19 protein-coding genes, 1 tRNA gene and 1 pseudogene are annotated in these 18855 nt (G+C 64.9%); 13 read left to right on the forward strand and 8 right to left on the reverse strand.

Going from position 1 to position 18855, the window contains the following annotated elements:
• Positions 1-122: 122 nt before the first annotated feature.
• On the reverse strand, positions 123-1631 hold the full coding sequence (locus tag XBLMG947_RS22380) for a DUF6538 domain-containing protein (protein ID WP_065466150.1): 1509 nt from the start codon (positions 1629-1631) through the stop codon (positions 123-125).
• An 85-nt stretch (positions 1632-1716) separates the two neighbouring features.
• A tRNA-Ser gene (locus XBLMG947_RS02055) sits at positions 1717-1809 on the reverse strand.
• A gap of 135 nt (positions 1810-1944) precedes the next feature.
• On the opposite strand from XBLMG947_RS02055, the gene dnaX reads away from it, so the two are divergent.
• The 4 genes from dnaX (at position 1945) to XBLMG947_RS02075 (ending at position 5501) form a co-directional block, all read left to right on the forward strand.
• Positions 1945-4035: a DNA polymerase III subunit gamma/tau gene (gene dnaX / locus XBLMG947_RS02060; RefSeq protein WP_065466151.1), complete on the forward strand. Its 2091-nt coding sequence runs from the start codon at positions 1945-1947 to the stop codon at positions 4033-4035.
• Positions 4036-4041: 6 nt separating this feature from the next.
• Positions 4042-4362, forward strand: a complete 321-nt coding sequence (locus XBLMG947_RS02065) for a YbaB/EbfC family nucleoid-associated protein (protein WP_065466152.1) — start codon at positions 4042-4044, stop codon at positions 4360-4362.
• A gap of 98 nt (positions 4363-4460) precedes the next feature.
• On the forward strand, positions 4461-5054 hold the full coding sequence (recR, locus tag XBLMG947_RS02070; RefSeq protein WP_065466153.1) for a recombination mediator RecR: 594 nt from the start codon (positions 4461-4463) through the stop codon (positions 5052-5054).
• Between the two features lie 96 nt (positions 5055-5150).
• On the forward strand, positions 5151-5501 hold the full coding sequence (locus tag XBLMG947_RS02075) for a histidine triad nucleotide-binding protein (protein ID WP_065466154.1): 351 nt from the start codon (positions 5151-5153) through the stop codon (positions 5499-5501).
• 116 nt (positions 5502-5617) lie between these two features.
• Here XBLMG947_RS02075 and XBLMG947_RS02080 read toward each other — a convergent pair whose 3' ends face one another.
• From XBLMG947_RS02080 to XBLMG947_RS02095, 4 genes are read right to left on the reverse strand one after another with little or no spacing between them, the layout of a single operon-like run.
• Positions 5618-6151 carry a Slp family lipoprotein gene (locus tag XBLMG947_RS02080; RefSeq protein ID WP_054320576.1) on the reverse strand — a complete coding sequence of 178 codons (534 nt, stop codon included), beginning with the start codon at positions 6149-6151 and terminating at the stop codon, positions 5618-5620.
• Positions 6148-8100, reverse strand: a complete 1953-nt coding sequence (locus XBLMG947_RS02085) for a transglutaminase TgpA family protein (protein ID WP_065466155.1) — start codon at positions 8098-8100, stop codon at positions 6148-6150. The genes XBLMG947_RS02080 and XBLMG947_RS02085 overlap by 4 nt, the downstream gene beginning before the upstream one ends.
• Complete coding sequence (locus XBLMG947_RS02090) at positions 8093-9049, reverse strand: DUF58 domain-containing protein (RefSeq protein ID WP_065466156.1); 957 nt, start codon at positions 9047-9049, stop codon at positions 8093-8095. Before XBLMG947_RS02090 ends, XBLMG947_RS02085 begins: the two co-directional genes overlap by 8 nt.
• Before the next feature lie 5 nt (positions 9050-9054).
• The gene (locus tag XBLMG947_RS02095) at positions 9055-10008 is read right to left on the reverse strand and encodes an AAA family ATPase (RefSeq protein WP_064631617.1); all 954 of its coding nucleotides are present in this window, start codon (positions 10006-10008) and stop codon (positions 9055-9057) included.
• A 37-nt stretch (positions 10009-10045) separates the two neighbouring features.
• Between XBLMG947_RS02095 and XBLMG947_RS02100 the strand changes: the two genes are divergently transcribed.
• On the forward strand, positions 10046-11896 hold the full coding sequence (locus XBLMG947_RS02100; RefSeq protein ID WP_065466157.1) for a glycosyltransferase family 39 protein: 1851 nt from the start codon (positions 10046-10048) through the stop codon (positions 11894-11896).
• 138 nt (positions 11897-12034) lie between these two features.
• Here XBLMG947_RS02100 and XBLMG947_RS22385 read toward each other — a convergent pair whose 3' ends face one another.
• Complete coding sequence (locus XBLMG947_RS22385) at positions 12035-12244, reverse strand: hypothetical protein (RefSeq protein ID WP_139074343.1); 210 nt, start codon at positions 12242-12244, stop codon at positions 12035-12037.
• A gap of 96 nt (positions 12245-12340) precedes the next feature.
• On the opposite strand from XBLMG947_RS22385, the pseudogene XBLMG947_RS02105 reads away from it, so the two are divergent.
• Positions 12341-12968, forward strand: a pseudogene (locus XBLMG947_RS02105) (hypothetical protein); the annotation flags it as partial.
• A 108-nt stretch (positions 12969-13076) separates the two neighbouring features.
• Here the strand turns inward: XBLMG947_RS02105 and XBLMG947_RS02110 are convergent.
• Positions 13077-13652, reverse strand: a complete 576-nt coding sequence (locus XBLMG947_RS02110) for a Maf family protein (RefSeq protein WP_065466158.1) — start codon at positions 13650-13652, stop codon at positions 13077-13079.
• A gap of 111 nt (positions 13653-13763) precedes the next feature.
• Here XBLMG947_RS02110 and XBLMG947_RS02115 point away from each other — a divergent pair, with 111 nt between their 5' ends.
• The 7 genes from XBLMG947_RS02115 (at position 13764) to acpP (ending at position 18756) form a co-directional block, all read left to right on the forward strand.
• Positions 13764-14273, forward strand: a complete 510-nt coding sequence (locus tag XBLMG947_RS02115; protein WP_065466159.1) for a YceD family protein — start codon at positions 13764-13766, stop codon at positions 14271-14273.
• Positions 14274-14371: 98 nt separating this feature from the next.
• Positions 14372-14566 (forward strand): 50S ribosomal protein L32, encoded by a 195-nt coding sequence (gene rpmF, locus XBLMG947_RS02120; protein ID WP_010368401.1) that lies wholly within the window; start codon positions 14372-14374, stop codon positions 14564-14566.
• Positions 14567-14656: 90 nt separating this feature from the next.
• The gene (locus XBLMG947_RS02125; RefSeq protein WP_065466160.1) at positions 14657-15634 is read left to right on the forward strand and encodes a beta-ketoacyl-ACP synthase III; all 978 of its coding nucleotides are present in this window, start codon (positions 14657-14659) and stop codon (positions 15632-15634) included.
• A gap of 242 nt (positions 15635-15876) precedes the next feature.
• Complete coding sequence (locus tag XBLMG947_RS02130; RefSeq protein WP_065466161.1) at positions 15877-16317, forward strand: MEKHLA domain-containing protein; 441 nt, start codon at positions 15877-15879, stop codon at positions 16315-16317.
• Positions 16318-16599: 282 nt separating this feature from the next.
• Positions 16600-17544 (forward strand): ACP S-malonyltransferase, encoded by a 945-nt coding sequence (gene fabD / locus XBLMG947_RS02135; RefSeq protein ID WP_065466162.1) that lies wholly within the window; start codon positions 16600-16602, stop codon positions 17542-17544.
• Between the two features lie 72 nt (positions 17545-17616).
• Positions 17617-18360, forward strand: a complete 744-nt coding sequence (gene fabG, locus XBLMG947_RS02140) for a 3-oxoacyl-ACP reductase FabG (RefSeq protein WP_065466163.1) — start codon at positions 17617-17619, stop codon at positions 18358-18360.
• A 156-nt stretch (positions 18361-18516) separates the two neighbouring features.
• Positions 18517-18756: an acyl carrier protein gene (acpP, locus tag XBLMG947_RS02145; protein ID WP_010368407.1), complete on the forward strand. Its 240-nt coding sequence runs from the start codon at positions 18517-18519 to the stop codon at positions 18754-18756.
• Positions 18757-18855 lie beyond the last annotated feature (99 nt).

An 18855-nucleotide genomic window follows, 5' to 3' on the forward strand; every position in this document is an offset into this window, starting at 1 on the left:
AGTTTATACGACCATGCGGCCGATCTATGCGCCCATGAGAAGGGTGCGCCCCATGATCTTCGGGTTGACGATATTGCAGTCCAGAAGAATGGCCACACGTGCCTCGTGCGGAGCAATGCTCATCAACCAGCCTTTCGTTGCTTTGAGGAGCTGGACTGCGGGGCCATCAGAGCGCGAAGGGCCGATATATTTAGCCCATAAGCAAGCACGGCTAGCCCCGGCGACACACCCCGGAGTCCGTCCAGCTTCTCCTTGGGGGTAAAGGCTCGGCTGTAGGTCACGTGGTGCTCGTCGTCCAACTCGTGGCCGACCAGCTGGGCGCGGAGCTCGGACACCACGCCCGCGCCCTGCAGCTCCTGGATCAACGTCTTGCGCAGCGAGTGGAAGCCGCGCTTGGCCTTGGGCCAGTTCTTGCCCACCTCGGCCAGGTGCCTGCTGAAGGCTTTGGAGATCCAGTTCCCCTGGCCGTTCTTGGCATCGGCTTTGGCCGCCGGGAACAAGCGCTCCTGTCCTTTGGCCCGCGCCTGCTCGACCCAGTCCAGGAAGCCCAGGGCAAGCAGGTCGGGATGGACGGGCACCGTCCTCAAGCTCACGTCTGTCTTCACCTTTTGATACTCGCCTTCATCCGAAATCTGGATACAGGGAATACCGCCGTCCTCGATCACGTCGGCGGTTAGCAGTTGGCCGACCTCCGAGGCGCGGGCGCCGGTATAAAGCCCAAGGAGGGAGGCCCACCGGGCTGCCAGGGGCAGGGCTTCAAAAGCAGCCGACGCGAACAGGGCCTGGACCTGGTGGGCGTCGTAGGCCTTGAACCCGAACTTGCGCCTGGCCCGCTTCTCGCGGGTGGAGTAGCTCACGTGACCGGAAGCCGGGTTGTCGCCCCGAGGGTAGTGGCCTGAGGCCTGGGCCCACTCAAAGAACCCACCCTTGCCCCCGATATAGCTCTGCTTATTGGTCAGAGTCGGGGTGGAGGCACCTTTGTCGCGCATGTCTTGATACCACCGGGCCAGGTCCGAACGGGTGACCGTGTGCAGCTTGGTCTTCTCACCAAGGAAGCTGGTCAGCAGTTCGACAGCGGTCCGCTTGATGGTCCAGGTCTTGGGCAGGGTGCTGCCCTTGAGGCTGTTCAGCCAGGCGTCTCGGGCCTTCCCGAGCGTGATTGATTCGAGGGAGGGTTTGGTTACCCGCCTCGGCGTGGGGAGGGGAGGCACGTGTTGTTGAATCAGCTCCCCCAGCGCGCTGGGCTGCGGGGCGGTGAGCGCCATCAGCTGCTGGAAGAGCGTGACGTCCTCTGGGGTGTCGATCTGCCATTGCTCGGTGATCGACCCGTCCGCCGAGCGCGTCCGATTCAAGGTCAGCTCCTGCGGGCGTTGGGTGCCGGTCAGGCGCGCCAGAAGCGCGTCCAGGTCGTCGTCTTGGCTTTGCATGCGTCGGTCCCTCAACACAGTGAAGACCTGAGCATAGCGGGCGGCCAGCGTCAGCGCGCGCAGTCTTGCCTCGCGCATGTCGTAGGTGTGCAGGGTGCGTTTGAAGGTCTGGCGACCCACGATGGGCTGCAAATCGACCGGCACACGCTGTCGGTATGACCAGAGTCCGGAGGGGGCTCGAACGAGATGATGAGGAATGCGCATGGGCGTCGTGTGTTCCGACTTGCGCAGCTGCAGCCAGTTTGTACGCTAACAAAAAACCCCTGATTTCTCAGGGGTTTGCGTATTCTGGCGGAGAGAGGGGGATTCGAACCCCCGAAGCGCGGTTTAGACGCTTACACACTTTCCAGGCGTGCTCCTTCAACCACTCGGACACCTCTCCGTGCCTGGACGACCGTGGCCGAACAGGGCCGCAAATTCTAGCGGTCGCCGGCCCGTACCACAAGCTGAATCTTCCAGCCGCGGTCGTGGAGACCGAGCGTGGCACAATATCGGCTCAAACAAAGCCGGTTGCCCGATGTCTTATCTCGTTCTCGCCCGCAAGTGGCGCCCGAAGCGTTTTGCCGAACTCGTAGGCCAGGAACACGTGGTCCGCGCGCTCAGTAACGCGCTCGACAGTGGGCGCGTGCATCATGCGTTCCTGTTCACCGGCACCCGCGGCGTGGGCAAGACCACCATTGCGCGCATTTTCGCCAAATCGCTCAATTGCGAGACCGGCACCAGTGCCGACCCGTGCGGCACCTGTCCGGCCTGCCTGGACATCGATGCCGGCCGCTATATCGACCTGCTGGAAATCGATGCCGCGTCCAATACCGGTGTGGACGATGTGCGCGAGGTGATCGAGAACGCGCAATACATGCCCTCGCGCGGCAAGTTCAAGGTCTACCTGATCGACGAAGTGCACATGCTCTCCAAGGCGGCGTTCAATGCGCTGCTCAAAACCCTGGAAGAGCCGCCGGAACACGTGAAGTTCCTGCTGGCCACCACCGATCCGCAGAAATTGCCGGTGACGGTGCTCTCGCGCTGCCTGCAGTTCAACCTCAAGCGCCTGGACGAGGATCAGATCCAGGGCCAGATGACCCGCATTCTGACCGCCGAAGACATCGAATCGGACCCGTCAGCGATCGTGCAGCTGTCCAAGGCGGCCGATGGCTCCCTGCGCGATGGCCTGTCGCTGCTGGATCAGGCGATCGCCTATGCCGGCGGTGCGCTGCGCGAGGATGTAGTGCGCACCATGCTGGGCACGGTGGATCGCACCCAGGTCGGGGCGATGCTGCAATCGCTGGCCGATGGCGATGGCGCGCGCCTGCTGCAGGTGGTGGCCGCGCTGGCCGAATTCTCGCCGGACTGGAGCGGCGTGCTGGAAGCCCTGGCCGAGGCCTTGCACCGCGTGCAGGTGCAACAGCTGGTGCCGTCGGTGGCATTCGTCGGCGATGGCATCGACCCGATCCCGTTTGCGGCGCAGCTGCGCCCGGAAGTGGTGCAGCTGTGGTACCAGATGGCGCTCAACGGGCGCCGCGATCTGTATCTGGCGCCCAGCCCGCGCGCTGGTTTCGAGATGGCCGTGCTGCGCATGCTGGCGTTCCGCCCTGCAGCGGCGGTGCCGGCTGGCGGCTCGGATGATGGGCGCGGTGCCGCTGCAGGCGGTGGCGCGCGTTCGGTCGCTGCCGCCGGTCAAGCTGCGGCCCCGGCAGGGGCGGCACCGGTGACGGCTGCGGCCGTTGTGGCGTCTACGCCTGCTGAGGTGACGGAGACGATTCCTGGTGGGGGTGCGGGTGCGGAGGCTTCTGCGCAGGCCTCGGCGACTCCGGCTCCTGCCGCGCCTTCGGCGCCGGCTCCAGTTGTGATGCTTCCACCCCAGGCGTCTTCTTTGGCTAGTCGTGCGTCTGCAGCCAATGCGCGCAGCGACGACACGCCGCCGTGGGCGGTGGACGATGCACCGGTGCGGGCGCAGGCCGTGCCAGCGCCCGATACGATGGCCGCGCTGGCGCCTGAATCCGCCATGGCCCCACCGTCGGTGACCGTCGAGCTCGTGTCGCCTGAAGCGGTTGCGTCTGACGCTGCGATGGAAGCTCCGTCTTCGGTCGCAACGTCTTCGCCCGCCGCGGTGGTCGAAGACGCATCGTTTGTGGAGCCATCGATGGACACGCCACCGGCTACGGCGGCGTCGATATCAGGCCCGGCAACCGATGTGTCGGCTCCGCTCGATGACGGCCGCATCGCCGATGCCGAGCAATGGCTGGAACTGGTGACGCGCAGTGGCTTGAATGGCCCATCGCGCCAGCTGGCGGCCAACGCCGCGTTTATCGGCCATCGCGATGGCGTGTTGCGGCTGGCGCTGGCGCCGGGCTTCGAATATCTCAACTCCGAGCGCTCCATCGCCAACCTTGCGCAGGCGCTGGCACCGGTGTTGGGAAACACGCCGCGCATCGTCGTCGAAACCGGCAGCGCCGATGTCGAAACGTTGCACGAGCGCGCCAACCGTCAGAAAGGCGAGCGCCAGAGCGCAGCCGAAACAGCTTTCATGAACGACCCGACGGTGCAGCTGCTGATCCAGCAGCAGGGCGCGCGGATCGTCCCTGATTCCATCCGCCCTTACGACGAGTAACGACCCATGCGTGGAAACATCGCTCAATTGATGCAGCAGGCGCAGAAGATGCAGGAAAACCTGCAGCGCGCCCAGGAAGAACTGGCCAGGCTGGAAGTCACCGGCACTGCTGGCGGTGGCATGGTCAGCGTGACGCTGACCGGCGCCAAGGAGTGCCGCAAGGTGCGGATCGACCCGAGCATCCTCTCCGATCAGGAGATGGCCGAGGATCTGATCGCCGCCGCCTTCAACGACGCTTCCAACAAGATCGACGCCGAATCCAAGGACCGCATGGGTTCGGCCACCGCCGGCATGCAGTTGCCGCCCGGCATGAAGTTGCCGTTCTGAGAGGCGGGGAATCGGGAGTGGGGAATCGGGAATCGTAAGAGCGGGATTGTCCTTAAGCTTTTGCGATTCCCCAATCCCGATTCCCGATTCCCGACCCGATGTCCTCTCTGCTAGAACAACTGATCGAGGCTTTCCGGGTATTGCCCGGTGTGGGCCAGAAATCGGCGCAGCGCATGGCGTATCACGTGCTCGAGCGTGAGCGTGAGGGTGGGCGGCGTTTGGCCGCAGCACTGGGCAATGCGGTGGAAAAGGTCGGGCATTGCGTGCAGTGCCGCGACTTTACCGAGTCGGAGATCTGCAGCATCTGCGCCAGCAGCAGCCGTGATCGGCAGCAACTGTGCGTGGTGGAATCGCCGGCCGACCGCCTGGCGATCGAACACGCCACCGGCTACCGCGGGCTGTACTTCATCCTGCAGGGGCGCTTGTCGCCGCTGGACGGCATTGGCCCGCGCGAACTGGGGCTGGATCGGCTCGGCGAGCGTCTGGCCGCCGGCGAAGTCACCGAAATGATCATCGCCACCAACGCCACCGTGGAAGGCGAAGCGACCGCCCATTACCTGGCGCAGCTTGCCCGCCAGCACGCGGTATGCCCGAGCCGGCTGGCCCAGGGCATGCCGCTGGGCGGCGAGCTGGAATACGTGGACCGCGGCACGCTATCGCATGCCTTTGGCACCCGCAGTGAGGTGCTTTGAGGGCTGGGAATCGGGAGTCGGGAATGGGGAATCGGAGAAGCAAAGTCAGAAGCAAGGGCTGTAAGCTCTTGCGATTCCCCAATCCCGATTCCCGCCATGACCGACACCATCTTCAGCAAGATCATCCGTCGCGAAATCCCGGCCACCATCGTTTATGAAGACGATGAGGTGCTGGGCTTCGAAGACATCGCGCCGCAGGCGCCGGTGCATGTGCTCTTCATTCCCAAGCTGCACGCCATTCCGACCCTGGACGATGTGCCACCGGAGCAGGCACTGCTGGTCGGCAAGCTGGCAATGGCGGCGGCGGCATACGCGCGCGCGCAGGGGCTGGCGCAGGACGGCTATCGCATCGTGATGAATTGCCGCGCGCATGGCGGCCAGACGGTCTTCCATCTGCATCTGCATCTGCTGGCGGGTGCACCGCTGGGCCGTTTCGGTACGCCGTGATGTGTCGTTTGATCGCGCGTTGCGTGCAGGCCGCGTAGCGCAGCGCGCATTGCGCACATACAAAAACGCCGCTCCCTGCGAGCGGCGTTTTTGCGTTTCATTGACTCAGTTGCCCGTCACCACCAGCCGCGGCCCCAGCCCCAGCCACCGCCCCAGCGCGGACCCCACGGGTCGCCCCACGGGCCGTACGGGTAAGCCGGCACCACCTCCACGTCGCGCACGACCGGCCACAGATAAACAACGTCTGCATTCACCTTGGGCAGCTTGTAGTCGTACTCACCGATCTTGGTGGTTTCGTAGCCTTCGATCTTGCCGATGAAGGTCACTTCGCGGCCGGGCTCGAACACGGCCGGATCGTAGAAGCCCGAGCGGCAGGCCAGGAAACGGCCATCGCTGGCATCCACGGCATTGCGGTCCGGGCGACCGCTGGCATTGAGCGGGCGCGAGATCAATTCAAAACAGGTCTGGCCCTGGCCAGGTGTGGTCTTGATGATCTTGCCGCCCCAGCGCACGGACGTGCCGACCTGGGCGCTGGCAGTGGAATCGCTCGGACTGACCGTAGGGAACTGGCCCTGCAGCGGCTTGGGCGCGGTGGCGCAGGCTGCGAGCCCGAGCACAGCGATAAGAGGAACAAGAAAACGGGTACTCATGAGGAAGCTCCGGTTCGCGGGCGATGCTGCAGCAAGTCTTTCAAGAGAATGGCGCTGTCCGAATCAGCGCCAGCGTATCGTGCGGCAGCGAAACGTTGGCTGAGTGCCAACAATGCCGTATTCGGGTGTGAGCAGGCGACACGTTGCGCCCAGACAATGGATGGTTCGTGCGGCTCGCGGGCCAGGCCTAGCTTGCCGTAGCGGCGGCTCAGTCGGTGCCAGGCACGCAGTAGCGGGTCGCGCTCACGTTCGCCGCGCGCCAGCAGCCAACCCATCCAGGCCAGGGCACTGACGGCAAACATACCGAAGATGGCGGCCAGTTGGATGGGGTCCAGGCGCTCGATGCCGAAAGGTTGCAACAGCCGTTGCTGGCGGTCGGCATCGAAGGACAGCACCAGCTCGTTCCAGCCCCGGCGCAGCCAGTCGCTGACCTGGCCAATGCTGGCCCAGGCGCCGAGGTCGGCGAAGTTGTTGCCGCCGCCGGTTTGCAGGCGATCTTCGAGCGTGTCGTAAATGCGTTCCGGCGCCACCGCGGCGGTAGGGTCCACGCGGACCCAGCCGCGTCCGGCCAGCCAGACTTCGGTCCAGGCATGTGCATCCATGCGCCGTACCACCCAGTAATTGCCCAGCGGGTTGTAGGTGCCGCCGGCGTAGCCTGTGACCACGCGCGCCGGGATGCCGGCCGCGCGCATCAGCACCACGAACGACGAACTGAAGTGTTCGCAGAAACCGGCCTTTTGCTGGAACAGGAATTCGTCGACGCTGTTGCGGCCGAGCAGCGGCGTGTCCAGGGTGTAGGCGAACTCGCGGGTGATCCACTGCAGCGCCCGTTGCATCACCGCATTGTCGTTATTCCCAGCCTCGCGACGCCATTGCCGTGCCAGCGCGAGCGTGCGCGGATTGAAGCCGGGCGGCAGGGCAAGCGCGCGCTTGCGTAACTGCTCGGGCAGGTCGGTATCGAAGCGCGTGGGCGGTGCCGATTGCAGCTCCCAGCGGGTCAGCGCGCTCAGTGGGCGTTGCGCGAACAGTTCGTAGTCCGGCGATAACTCGGCGTTTGGAACGCCCTGGGTGGGTAGGTCCAGCGACACCAGTTGGCGCCGATCGGTGGGCTCGTAATCCAGGCGATAACGGTACGTTTGCGGGCCTGCGGTGACCGAAGTGGGTTGGGCGCGACCGGTCCAGCGCGCGCGCTGCCAGCTGCGCCCGTCGAAGTCCCACATCACCGGTCCACGCCAGTAGCGTTGTTGCGGCGGTGGCGCCTTGCCGGTGAACTGCACGCGCAAGGCCGGGCTGTCGTCGGCCATCAGGTCGATCCACTCGCCCGGCGACATGTTGTCCGACAGTCCGGGCCGCGACAGCGCGCGTTCGGGCACGCCCCACAGCGGTGCACTCAGGCGCGGCAGCAACCAGAAGGTGGCTAGCGCCAGCGGCACGCCGATGGCGACCAGCTTGCCGATGCCACGCAACTGCAGACGCAGCACAGGCGTGCTGGTGCGGTGCTCTTCGTCGGCCAGCCGCTGCATGCTCAGCAAGGCGCTGACCACCGCCAGCAGCGCCATGCCCATCGTCGCCGGCCCTTGGTCGAGCAGAAAGGCTGCAAACGGAGCAAACAAGGCAAAGCCGAGCAGGCTGCGGGCATCGCGCAAGGTGCGCAGTTCGGAGGCCTTGATGGCGAGCATCGATGCCAGCACCGCGCAGCCGGTGTCGCGGCCGAAGCGCATCCCGATCTGCCAGTACACCGCCGCCAGCATCGCGATCACCAGCAACAGCCGCACCGGCGCCATCAAGGTGCCGCGCCAGCTCAGCACACCGACCAGCACCGCGGCCACGGCGACCGTGACGGCAAGCAGGCCAGGCAGTTGCAACAGCAGCGGCGTCAGTGCGAGCCAGCTGGTGGCCAGCACCCAGCTGCGGCTGGCCTGGCTGATCGGGAGCGAGGGCTCAGTCATGCGGAAGCAGGGCCAGGGCACGCTGACACAGGTGATGGTGCGAAGGCCCTTGCGCGGGACCCAACGGTGGCTGGCCCGGCAGCAGCAGGCGATAGCGGCGCCCGTCGCGCTCGGCCAGGTTGACCCAGCGGGCCAGCCGCGCGATGCGGCGCTCGTATGGCAGCGCGTTGAGCATGCGCCAGTCCAGTGTGACTTCGACCCCCAGCGGCTGTTCGTATTCGCGCACCAGCAACGTGTCGCGACGCGCCGAGTGCTTCCAGGAAATGGTGCGTGGCGCATCGCCGGCGCGATACGGGCGCAACTGGTGCAGCTCTTCGCCTTGTGCGTGCAGGCGCGTCTGGTTGGGCGAACCGGCGCCTTCGGGTAGCGCCGGGCCTTGTTCCTCGGGCTTGGGGTAGGCCAGCAACGGCGTTTCCGGCCAGACCCACGACCACGCCCGCACCAGCCCCAGCGGTTGAGTGCTCGACAGCCGGATGCGTTCGATGTCCTGCCAGCCGCGCTGCGTGGTGGGCACCAGCAGGTCGACATCGGCCATGTCGTGCTCGATCAGCGAACAGAAGCCGCTGCTATCCAGATGATCCAGCCGCAAGCCACGCCGCACGCGGGTATCGCGCCGCGCCAACGACACCCGCATGCGCAGTGGCTCGCCGGTCACCACGGGTTCGGCCGAGACCGCCTCGATCCGCAGCGCCGATAGCTGCAGGTGCGCCATGATGCTGCTGGCGATGCCGGCCGTGGCCAGCAACAACGCAAGCAGCAGCGCCGGGTTGTTGTTGTAGTTCAACGCGCCCAGCAGCATCGCCAGCAGCAATGCGGTGACGAACAGCCCGAAGCGGGTCGGCAGCACATAGATACGCCGCCGATCCAGCATGATCGGCAAGGGCTCGGGGCCCCGCGGCCGCGCCAGCAGGCTGAGTCGGCGGCCGATGCCGCGCACGTGCGCACGCACCTGGGTCAGTCCACCGGCACGCTGTGCAGCAGCGCCTTGGCCAACGCCGGCCCGGACGAGGATTCGGCTTCCGGCACCAGCCGATGTCCGGCCACCGCCACAAACAGCGCCTGCACGTCTTCGGGCAGCACGTGTTCGCGGCCGAGCAGCAACGCGTAGGCCTTGGCCGCGCGCAGCAAGGCGATACCGGCACGCGGCGACAGGCCCACGCGCACTCCGGCATGCTGGCGGCTACGCAGCAGCAAGGCCTGCACGTAGCCGATCAGCGCATCGCTGGTATGGATCTGGTTGACCACGGCACGCAGCGCAACCACATCGGCGTCGCTGAGTTGGGGTGCGGCCTGGGCGATCAGCTCGCGCCGATCCACCCCGGAGAGCAGCGCACGCTCGGCATCGGCGCTGGGATAACCCAGGCTCAGCCGTAGCAGGAAGCGGTCCAGCTGCGAGTCGGGCAGTGGAAACGTGCCCGACAGGTCCACCGGGTTCTGCGTGGCGATCACGAAGAACGGCTCGGGCAATGCATGCGTCACGCCATCCAGGGTCACCTGCTGCTCGGCCATCGCTTCCAGCAGCGAGCTCTGCGTGCGCGGCGGGGCGCGATTGATTTCATCGGCCAGCAGCACGTTGGTGAACACCGGGCCGGGATGGAACTGGAACTGGCGCGAGGCGGCGTCGTACACCGACACGCCCAGCACATCGGCCGGCAACAGGTCCGAGGTGAACTGCACGCGCTGGAAGCCCAGCCCCAGGCTGGAGGCCATGGCGTGGGCCAGGGTGGTCTTGCCCAGGCCGGGTAAGTCCTCGATCAATAGATGTCCACCGGACAGCAGTGCCACGAATGCCAGCCGCACTTCCTGTGCTTTGCCCAGCAGCAGCGAATTGACCTGGTCTTGCGCGCGCCGCAGCGATTGGCGCAGCGCATCGGTTAGCATTTCCGTGGAGCGCAGCGGTGTCGACATCACAATTCCATAGGTGAAAAGAAGAGTGCACAGGGCAATGCAGGGGGACCAACGCGCACATCGCACCTTCGTGATCCTGTGGACACTGGCCACGGCCGTCAAGCTATTGATCGCTGCACGCTTGCCGCTGTTCGTGGACGAGGCGTTTTACTGGCAGGAAGGCCAGCATCTGGCTGCGGCCTACTCGGATCTGCCCGGCATGACCGCCTGGCTGGCGCGCTTGGGCGTGGAGCTGGGCGGGCATCACCTGCTGGCCCTGCGGCTACCGTTTCTGGCCATTTCCGCGCTGATTCCCTGGTTGATCGCGCATATCGCCACGCGCTGGTTCGGCTCCACGCTGGGCTGGCAGGCTGGTAGCCTGACCTTGCTGATGCCGCTGTCGGCGACGCTGGGCATCCTGGCCGTGCCGGATGTGCCGATGGCATTGGCAGCGGTGCTGTGCATGGATGCCGGCGCGCGCGTGCTGCGCGAGGTCGATGCCACCAGCGCGCTGGAGCTCGCCATTGGCCTGGTCATCGGCGCGCTTAGTCATTACCGCTTTGTGGGTGTGATCGGGGTGGGCTGCATCGCGCTGCTGTGCATTCCGCAGGGGCGTGCGGTGCTGCGCGACCCGCGCATCTGGATGGCGCTGACGGTGGGCGCGGTGAGCTGGCTGCCGCTGTTGTTCTGGAACACCGACCACGACGAGGCCGGGCTGCGCTTCCAGCTGGTCGACCGGCATCCGTGGCGTTTCCAGATCGGCGGTTTGTGGTTCCTGATGATCCAGGCAGTGGCCGTGACGCCGCTATTGGCGTGGGCGATGCTCAAGGTGGGCCTGGCCGGCACCCGTACCGGCGGCGGTTCCCGCGCGCAGTGGCGCTACTTCGGCTTGCTGGGCGGCATCTCGACCGTGGCGATCTTCGTGCTCGGTTTCTTCAGCGACGCCGAACGCATCAGCTTCCATTGGCCGCTGCCCGGTTATCTCGCGCTGCTGGTGCCACTGCCGATGATCCTGATGCGCTGGCCGCACCCGCTGCGACGCGTCACGTGGCTGCTAGCACTGCTTGGCATGCTCGGCGCGTATGGCTATTACCTGGCGGTGTCGGTGCCGTCGATCCGCGCGCATGCCGCTGGCGAAAAATACTACCCGCGTAACTTCGCCGGCTGGAACGATCTGGCGCATGCAGTCAAATCCCGGCTGACACAGATGCCGCCGGGCACGCGCGTGCTGGCGGAAAACTTCAAGGTTGGCGCTGAACTCGGCTTCCAGTTGCACGATGCCAATATCGAGGTGCTACCTGCCGAGTTGAACGATAAGCACGGACGCAGCGCGCAATTGCAGCAGTGGGGTTTGCTCAGCGATGGCACGCGCACCGGGCCGCGGTTGCTGGTGCTCTCGCCCAGCGATCTGCGTTATCGCGACTTGTTGAAGCGCTACCACGCCATCTGCGACATGGTCGGCCCGTTGCCGCCGCCCGCCGTGGTGTCCACCGATCACGGCTATCAGCGCTTCCTGCTGTTCGCACTGCCGGCGCAACGACAGCCCGGGCCGTGCGTGACCCCGGCAATGGCGTGGATCGACACACCGCTGCCGGACGTTGCCGTATCCGGCAAGCTCGAGGTGCGCGGCTGGGCCTTCAAAGATGGCGTTGGCGTATCGAATGTCGAGTTGCTGCTCGACGGTCGCCCCGTCACGCAGGCCGCGTACGGCACGCAGCTCGATGTGCGCCCGTATTGGAAAATCTCCACCGACCCACAGCACCCAAACGTCGGCTTCACTGCAACGCTCGACACCCAGGCCTTGCCACCGGGCACGCACTGGTTGGGGCTGCGCCTGCACGGCCACGACGGCAGCGTCGAAGACTGGTGGGAGCAGTCGCTGATTGTCAAAAATGGTGGTGGCTTGTAATGGTCTAGCGCCAAGTAGAGTGGCCCGTACGCGTCACGACACTTCAAGCAGTTTTTCTGCGCGGTGCTGTCTTATCGGACCGAAAGTGAAGGGCGCTGGAAGAGAGGTTGCAACATCTTTCTGAATAGGGCGCCAAAACTATTTGGCGGTGATGGTGTTCGCTAAAATGCACCGGTAATGCCATGCGTACGGGGTTCCCTTGTCGTGCAGCAGCGAGTCATAGTCAAAAAGGAAAAGGACAAATAATTGCAGCGCAAAGAATAAGGATTCACCAAGCGATTCCGGCGATTGCCATTGAGCAGGTAGGGTTTTGAGCAAGATGTAGGCGCTGCTGTTGGTCGATGCCAAGTGGATCTATCTTGCGATCGGCGTGTTGGCGATGATGGTGCTTTTGCCCAAGGTGCTTTATGCCAACCCATGGCGCTATGCGAAAAGCCCCCGAACCAGTCTTTTCCCGAGCAATTGTTTGCCGGGCGCTATCAGCCGTGGCCGATCCTGTTCTGGAGCGGTGTGTTGTTGTGGTTGTTCGTTCGGCACGGCAGGCTGCGCCCGCGTCGCGTCGCGTCGCGTCGCAGTGGCTGGTGTAGCGCTGATGTGTTGCCTGTTGCCGAGTACGGTCTGGATTGCGCTGCTTGCCCAGCGCATGCAGGCCGCTGCCAACATGACGGCAACCGCAGTAGCGGCAGGAGTGATCGATCCCGATGCCGTGCATGGAGAAACCGTTCTTGCCGAAATCGTGGACGCACTGCCTGTTTTGAAAGCAGCAGGGACGTCCATCTTTACGTGGCCGGAAACACGTTATCTGGATGGTGCGCGCATGGCCGCCGTTCCCGTTGCGATCGCCAATGTCGCTGTGACACCCGTCCGGAATCTTTTGAATGATGGCTCGGCGATGCGATTCGATTTCATCGCACAGACGTCAGCGTCGCGCATGGTGCTGATGTGCGATAACGCCCCTGTAGGGATCCTGACACGTCTTGGATGGGGGGCGAAGTGGGTGGGGTGGTCGGCACGAGCTGTTGCGCCGTCTTGTTTGCGGGCTTTCAGGCTGAGCGGCAGCGCCTGGTTTTAGCCTGGCCGTCCGTCGGACTCGGCGTGTCTGATAACCGGGTCTTCTCTCGCATCTCACGCATGGCGGATGAGATGCCGCTGGCTTCGCAGCGATCACGGGCGATCGCTCTCAAGGCAGTTCAAACCCTGCCTGCCGCAATAGCTGCGCGAGTGCGATCAGTGGCAGGCCGACCAGTGCCGTGGGATCTTCCGAGCGAATGCTGTCGAACAAGGCGATCCCCAGGCCTTCGCACTTGAAGCTGCCGGCGCAGTCCAGCGCTGGCTCGGCGGCCAGGTAACGGTCGATGTCGGTAGGCATCAGCGCTCGCAACCGCACTTCGGTCAGGTCTAGCGCATGCACTGTCTGCCCCTGGCCGACCAGCGCCACCGCCGTATGGAAGCGCACCAGGCGACCGGACATCGCAGTCAGCTGCGCATGCGCTCGCTCCAGGGTTCCGGGCTTGCCCAAGGCTTGCCCGTCCAGGTCGGCCACCTGGTCCGAACCGATCACCCAGGCCCCGGGGAAGCGGGCTGCCACTGCAGCGGCCTTTTCGGCGGCCAGGCGGGTGGCCAATGCGCTCGGGGTTTCGCCCGGCAGCGCGCGCTCCTCGACCTCCGGCCGGGCAGTGTCGAATTCGAGCTGCAGGCGGCCGAGCAGCTCGCGTCGATAAACAGAGGTGGAGGCAAGGATCAGGCGTGGCATCATGGACGCAGTAATAAGGCGGGCGGGGAGAGTCTGCCAGCCTCGATGCAGTGCAGGGCATGTGAATGCGGGGATTTGACAGGGCGTCGGCTGGTCTTTAACATTCTGCGGCTTATGTCCGCGAACGTACCCGAAATGCTGGATGCTTGGCGGATGGTCGCAGCGCGTAGGCGCTTCGACGGCCGCATCCCGTTATCTGCGATGACCCGTCTGCAGGGAAGCCTTGTCGATACCGAAGGCGAATGTGTCTATTCGCTTCAATTTGACCAGGACACTCTGCTCAAGGTCGCCTATGTCGAACTCAGTATCGATGTCGAGCTTCCGCTGGCCTGCCAGCGCAGCCTGCAACGCTTCCTGTATCCGGTGCACATCAGGCAGCGTCTTGGTTTGATCCGTGACGAAGCCGACGAAGCTGCATTGCCGGCCGAGTACGAAGCGTTGCTGGTGCCGGAAGATGGCATGCTGCGGGCCGTTGACATGGTCGAGGACGAGTTGGTGCTGTCGGTGCCAGTGGTACCGATGGCGCCGGGTAGCGAAGCGATCGACGCCGAATGGGTCCCGACCCAGGAAGAGCAAGACAAGGCCAGTCCGTTCGCGGCGCTGGCAGCGTTGAAGAAACAGTAACCGCCGCTGTTAAGGGCGGTAAGACAGGTCGACGCGGGCGTAGAGCGTGCTGTTCGACTCAACAGATCAAGTTATCGAACTAAAGTTGGAGCAATCCCATGGCTGTGCAGAAATCCCGTGTCACCCCGTCCCGCCGCGGCCAGCGTCGTTCGCACGATGCCCTGACCGCCAAGCAGCTGTCGACCGATCCGACCAGCGGCGAGATCCATCTGCGCCACCACATCACCGCCGACGGTTACTACCGTGGCAAGAAGGTGATCACGACCAAGTCGTCGGCCGTCCAAGAAGATTGATCCGTGGCGCCCGCTGCGCCATGCGTGGCCGGGTGACTCTCGCTTCTTCCGGAGCCGCCGATCGTTGCGGCTCTTGCACCAGGAACCAGTATGAGCAAGCGGATCTATTCCAGAATCGCGGGCACGGGTAGCTATTTGCCCGAAAAGGTGTTGACCAACGACGACATGTCGAAGATCGTCGACACCAGCGATGAATGGATCTTCTCGCGCACCGGTATCCGTGAGCGTCACATCGTTGCCGACGACCAGACCACCAGCGATCTGGCGTATTTCGCCTCGTTGAAGGCGATGGAAGCGGCCGGCGTCACTGCCGACGAGATCGACCTGATCGTCATCGGCACCACCACGCCCGACCTGATCTTTCCGTCCACCGCCTGCCTGCTGCAGGCGCGGCTGGGCAGCCTCGGTTGCGGTGCGATGGACGTCAACGCGGCGTGCTCGGGCTTTGTCTACGCGCTCAGCGTGGCCGACAAGTTCGTGCGCAGCGGCGACGCCAAGACCGCGCTGGTGGTCGGCGCAGAAACCCTGACCCGCATCGTCGACTGGACCGATCGCACGACCTGCGTCCTGTTCGGCGATGGTGCTGGCGCGGTGATCCTCAAGGCCGACGAAGACACCGGCATTCTCAGCACCCACCTGCATGCCGACGGCAGCAAGAAAGAACTGCTGTGGGACCCGGTGGGCGTGTCGGTCGGCTTCTGCGAAGGCAAGAATGGCGGCGGCAAGTTGCTGATGAAGGGCAATGACGTCTTCAAGTACGCAGTCAAGGCGTTGGACTCGGTGGTCGATGAGACCTTGGTGGCCAACGGCTATGACAAGCACGATCTGGACTGGTTGATTCCGCATCAGGCCAATCTGCGCATCATCGAGGCCACTGCCAGGCGCTTGGACCTGCCGATGGAGCAGGTGGTGGTCACGGTGGATCGCCACGGCAACACCTCCTCGGCCTCGGTGCCGCTGGCGCTGGACGAAGCGGTGCGCTCCGGTCGCGTGCAGCGCGGCCAGTTGCTGCTACTGGAAGCCTTCGGCGGCGGTTTTACCTGGGGCTCGGCGCTGCTGCGCTACTGACGTTTCAGCCCGCTGCCTCGGATAGGCGCACGCGTCTGCTCGGGCGAATTGATGCATGGTGGACGATGCGCCTGGCTCACGGGGATGGCGGCAGCTTTGTCCCTCTCATGGCGGCGATGCCTCTTCGGAGCGCTTGAACTCTGCCAACGGGAACGCTCGCTGTCGGATCGCTTGATTCGCTCAACGCGACCGGTTTGCGGGCAGGGACGTCGGACAATCCGCCCGTCAGGTAAATTCAGGGCATGCACCCCGCCCACGACGCCATATTCGTCGCCTTGCTCACCCGCAGTTATGAGCGGTTCGCAGGCCGCCCGCTGGTCGCAGACCGGCAGATCGAACCCGACTGGCTGTATCGCGATGCGCCATTTGCGCTGCTCGCGCACGACACTGCTCCAGACCCGCGATTCGTCTATGCGAACCAGGCTGCGCAGCGCGTCTTCGGTTACGACTGGAGCGAGTTCGTTGGAATGCCCTCGCGCCTGTCGGCAGAAGTGCCGGAGCGAGCGGAACGTCAGCGGTTGCTCGATGCGGTGACCCGCGATGGCGTCATAAAGGACTACGCGGGCGTGCGGATTGCGAAGGATGGTTCTCGCTTTCGGATCACCGAGGGTGTGGTCTGGCAGCTCGTCGACGAGGCCGGGGTGCTGCGCGGACAGGCGGCGACATTCCCGTTGCCCGCGTAGACGAGGTGCAGGTGGCAGCACCTGGTGTGCCCGAACCTTCAGTTGCCGCGTTGATCGCGCAGGCGGTGGCTGCGTCGCGTTCGGCGGCAGCGCTTCAACATCGATTACGCACTGCCGCCCATCAGCGCGGCTGTGGCTGTTGCGGGTGCGTTCCCGATCGAGTCCGGTGCCCGGTTTTGCGGCCTCGGGATACGTTCTGGTGGTCCCTGCATACGCGGCAGTACAGACGCCAGGGCGATTTCGCACGTATGATCCCGGCTCGATTTTTGTAGGCAGCAACGCGTGACCGAATCCACTCTCGCCTTCGTGTTTCCCGGCCAGGGCTCGCAGTCCTTAGGGATGCTGGCCGAATTGTCCGAGCTGCATCCGCAGATCCGCGAAACGTTTGCCGAAGCCTCCGAGGGCGCCGGTGTCGATCTGTGGGCGCTGTCCCAGGGCGGCCCGGAAGAAATGCTCAATTGCACCGAATACACCCAGCCGGCCTTGCTGGCCGCAGGCGTGGCGGTGTGGCGGCTGTGGAACGCCCAGCGCGGGCAGCGTCCGGCGCTGCTGGCTGGGCATAGCCTGGGCGAATACACCGCGCTTGTCGCTGCCGGCGCCTTGTCGCTGCACGATGGTGCGCACCTGGTGCGGCTGCGTGGCCAGTTCATGCAGGCCGCAGCGCCGGCGGGCGTCGGTGCGATGGCTGCGGTGCTTGGCGCAGAAGACGCCGTGGTGCTGGAGGTCTGCGCCGAGGCGGCGGGTAGCCAGGTGGTGGTGCCGGCCAATTTCAATTCGCCGGGCCAGACCGTGATCGGCGGCGATGCGGCGGCGGTGGATCGCGCGCTGGCGCTACTGACCGAGCGCGGCGTGCGCAAGGTGGTCAAGCTGGCGGTGAGTGTGCCTTCGCACACTCCGCTGATGCGCGATGCAGCCAACCAGCTCGGCGAGGCGATGGCGGGTTTGACCTGGTACGCGCCGCAGATTCCGGTGGTGCAGAACGTGGATGCCCGCGTCCATGACGGCAGCGCGGCCATTCGTCAGGCGCTGGTGGAGCAGCTATACCTGCCGGTGCAGTGGACCGGGTGCGTGCAGGCGCTCGCCAGCCAGGGCATCACCCGGATCGCCGAATGCGGCCCGGGCAAGGTGCTGAGCGGGCTGATCAAGCGCATCGACAAGAGCCTGGACGCCCGCTCGTTGGCCACGCCCGCCGACTACGCCGGCGCGCTCGACGCGTGGGCGCACTGATCCAATGCCGCGCCGGCATCCCTCGACGTTCGCGGCCGCGGTTGCGACGTCCCCCTTTGAGGAACAGCAGTCATGAGCAAGCCACTGCAGGGTGAAATTGCCCTCGTCACCGGCGCCAGTCGCGGTATCGGTGCGGCCATTGCCGATACCCTGGCCGCCCAGGGCGCCACGGTCATCGGTACCGCCACCTCGGCCTCCGGCGCTGCGGCGATCGGCGAGCGTCTGGCCGCTCACGGCGGTCACGGCCGTGAGCTCAACGTCACCGACGCTGCGGCGGTCGATGGCCTTATCGAGGCGATCGGCAAGGAATTCGGCGCCATCTCGATTCTGGTCAACAACGCCGGCATCACCCGCGACAACCTGTTGATGCGGATGAAGGACGACGACTGGCAGGCCATCATCGACACCAATCTGACCAGCGTGTTCCGCACCTCCAAGGCGGTGATGCGCGGCATGATGAAGGCGCGCAAGGGCCGCATCGTCAATATCGCCTCGGTGGTCGGTGTGACCGGCAATCCGGGTCAGACCAACTATGCCGCGGCCAAGGCCGGCATCATTGCGTTCTCCAAGTCGCTGGCCAAGGAAATCGGTTCGCGCGGGGTCACCGTGAATGTGGTGGCGCCCGGTTTCATCGATACCGACATGACCAAGGCGCTGCCGGATGAGGCCAGGATCGCCTTGCTGCAGCAGATCGCACTGGGCCATCTGGGCCAGCCGGAAGACATCGCCAATGCGGTGGCGTTCCTGGCCGGCCCGACTGCCCGTTACATCACCGGTGAGACCCTGCACGTCAACGGTGGCATGTACATGCCGTGAGCGTGCGGCGCCGGGAGGCGCTAAGTGGCTGATCGGCCGGGAGTTGTGATGCAATGCAAGGCCCGGTCGCTTCCACTACACTATCCAACGCGGCCATCGCAGCGGCGATGGCGTTTTTTTCGTACCACCACTACTCCATCTGGAGCGATATCCCCAATGAGCACCATCGAAGAACGCGTCAAGAAAATCGTCGTCGAACAACTCGGCGTCAAGGAAGAGGAAGTCACCACCAGCGCATCGTTCGTCGATGACCTGGGTGCCGACTCGCTGGACACCGTCGAGCTGGTGATGGCGCTGGAAGAAGAGTTCGAGTGCGAGATCCCGGACGAAGAGGCCGAGAAGATCACCTCGGTGCAGCAGGCGATCGACTACGTCAAGTCTCACGTCAAGAGCTGATGCGTTGTTCCTGATCGTGGCGGCGCGCATCAAGCCGCTGCCGCGTCAGACATTCCATGGGGCCGCTGATGCGGCCCTGTGTTTTTCACGTGTCACCCG

The sequence above is a fragment of the Xanthomonas bromi genome, from assembly GCF_900092025.1.
GTDB lineage: Bacteria > Pseudomonadota > Gammaproteobacteria > Xanthomonadales > Xanthomonadaceae > Xanthomonas > Xanthomonas bromi.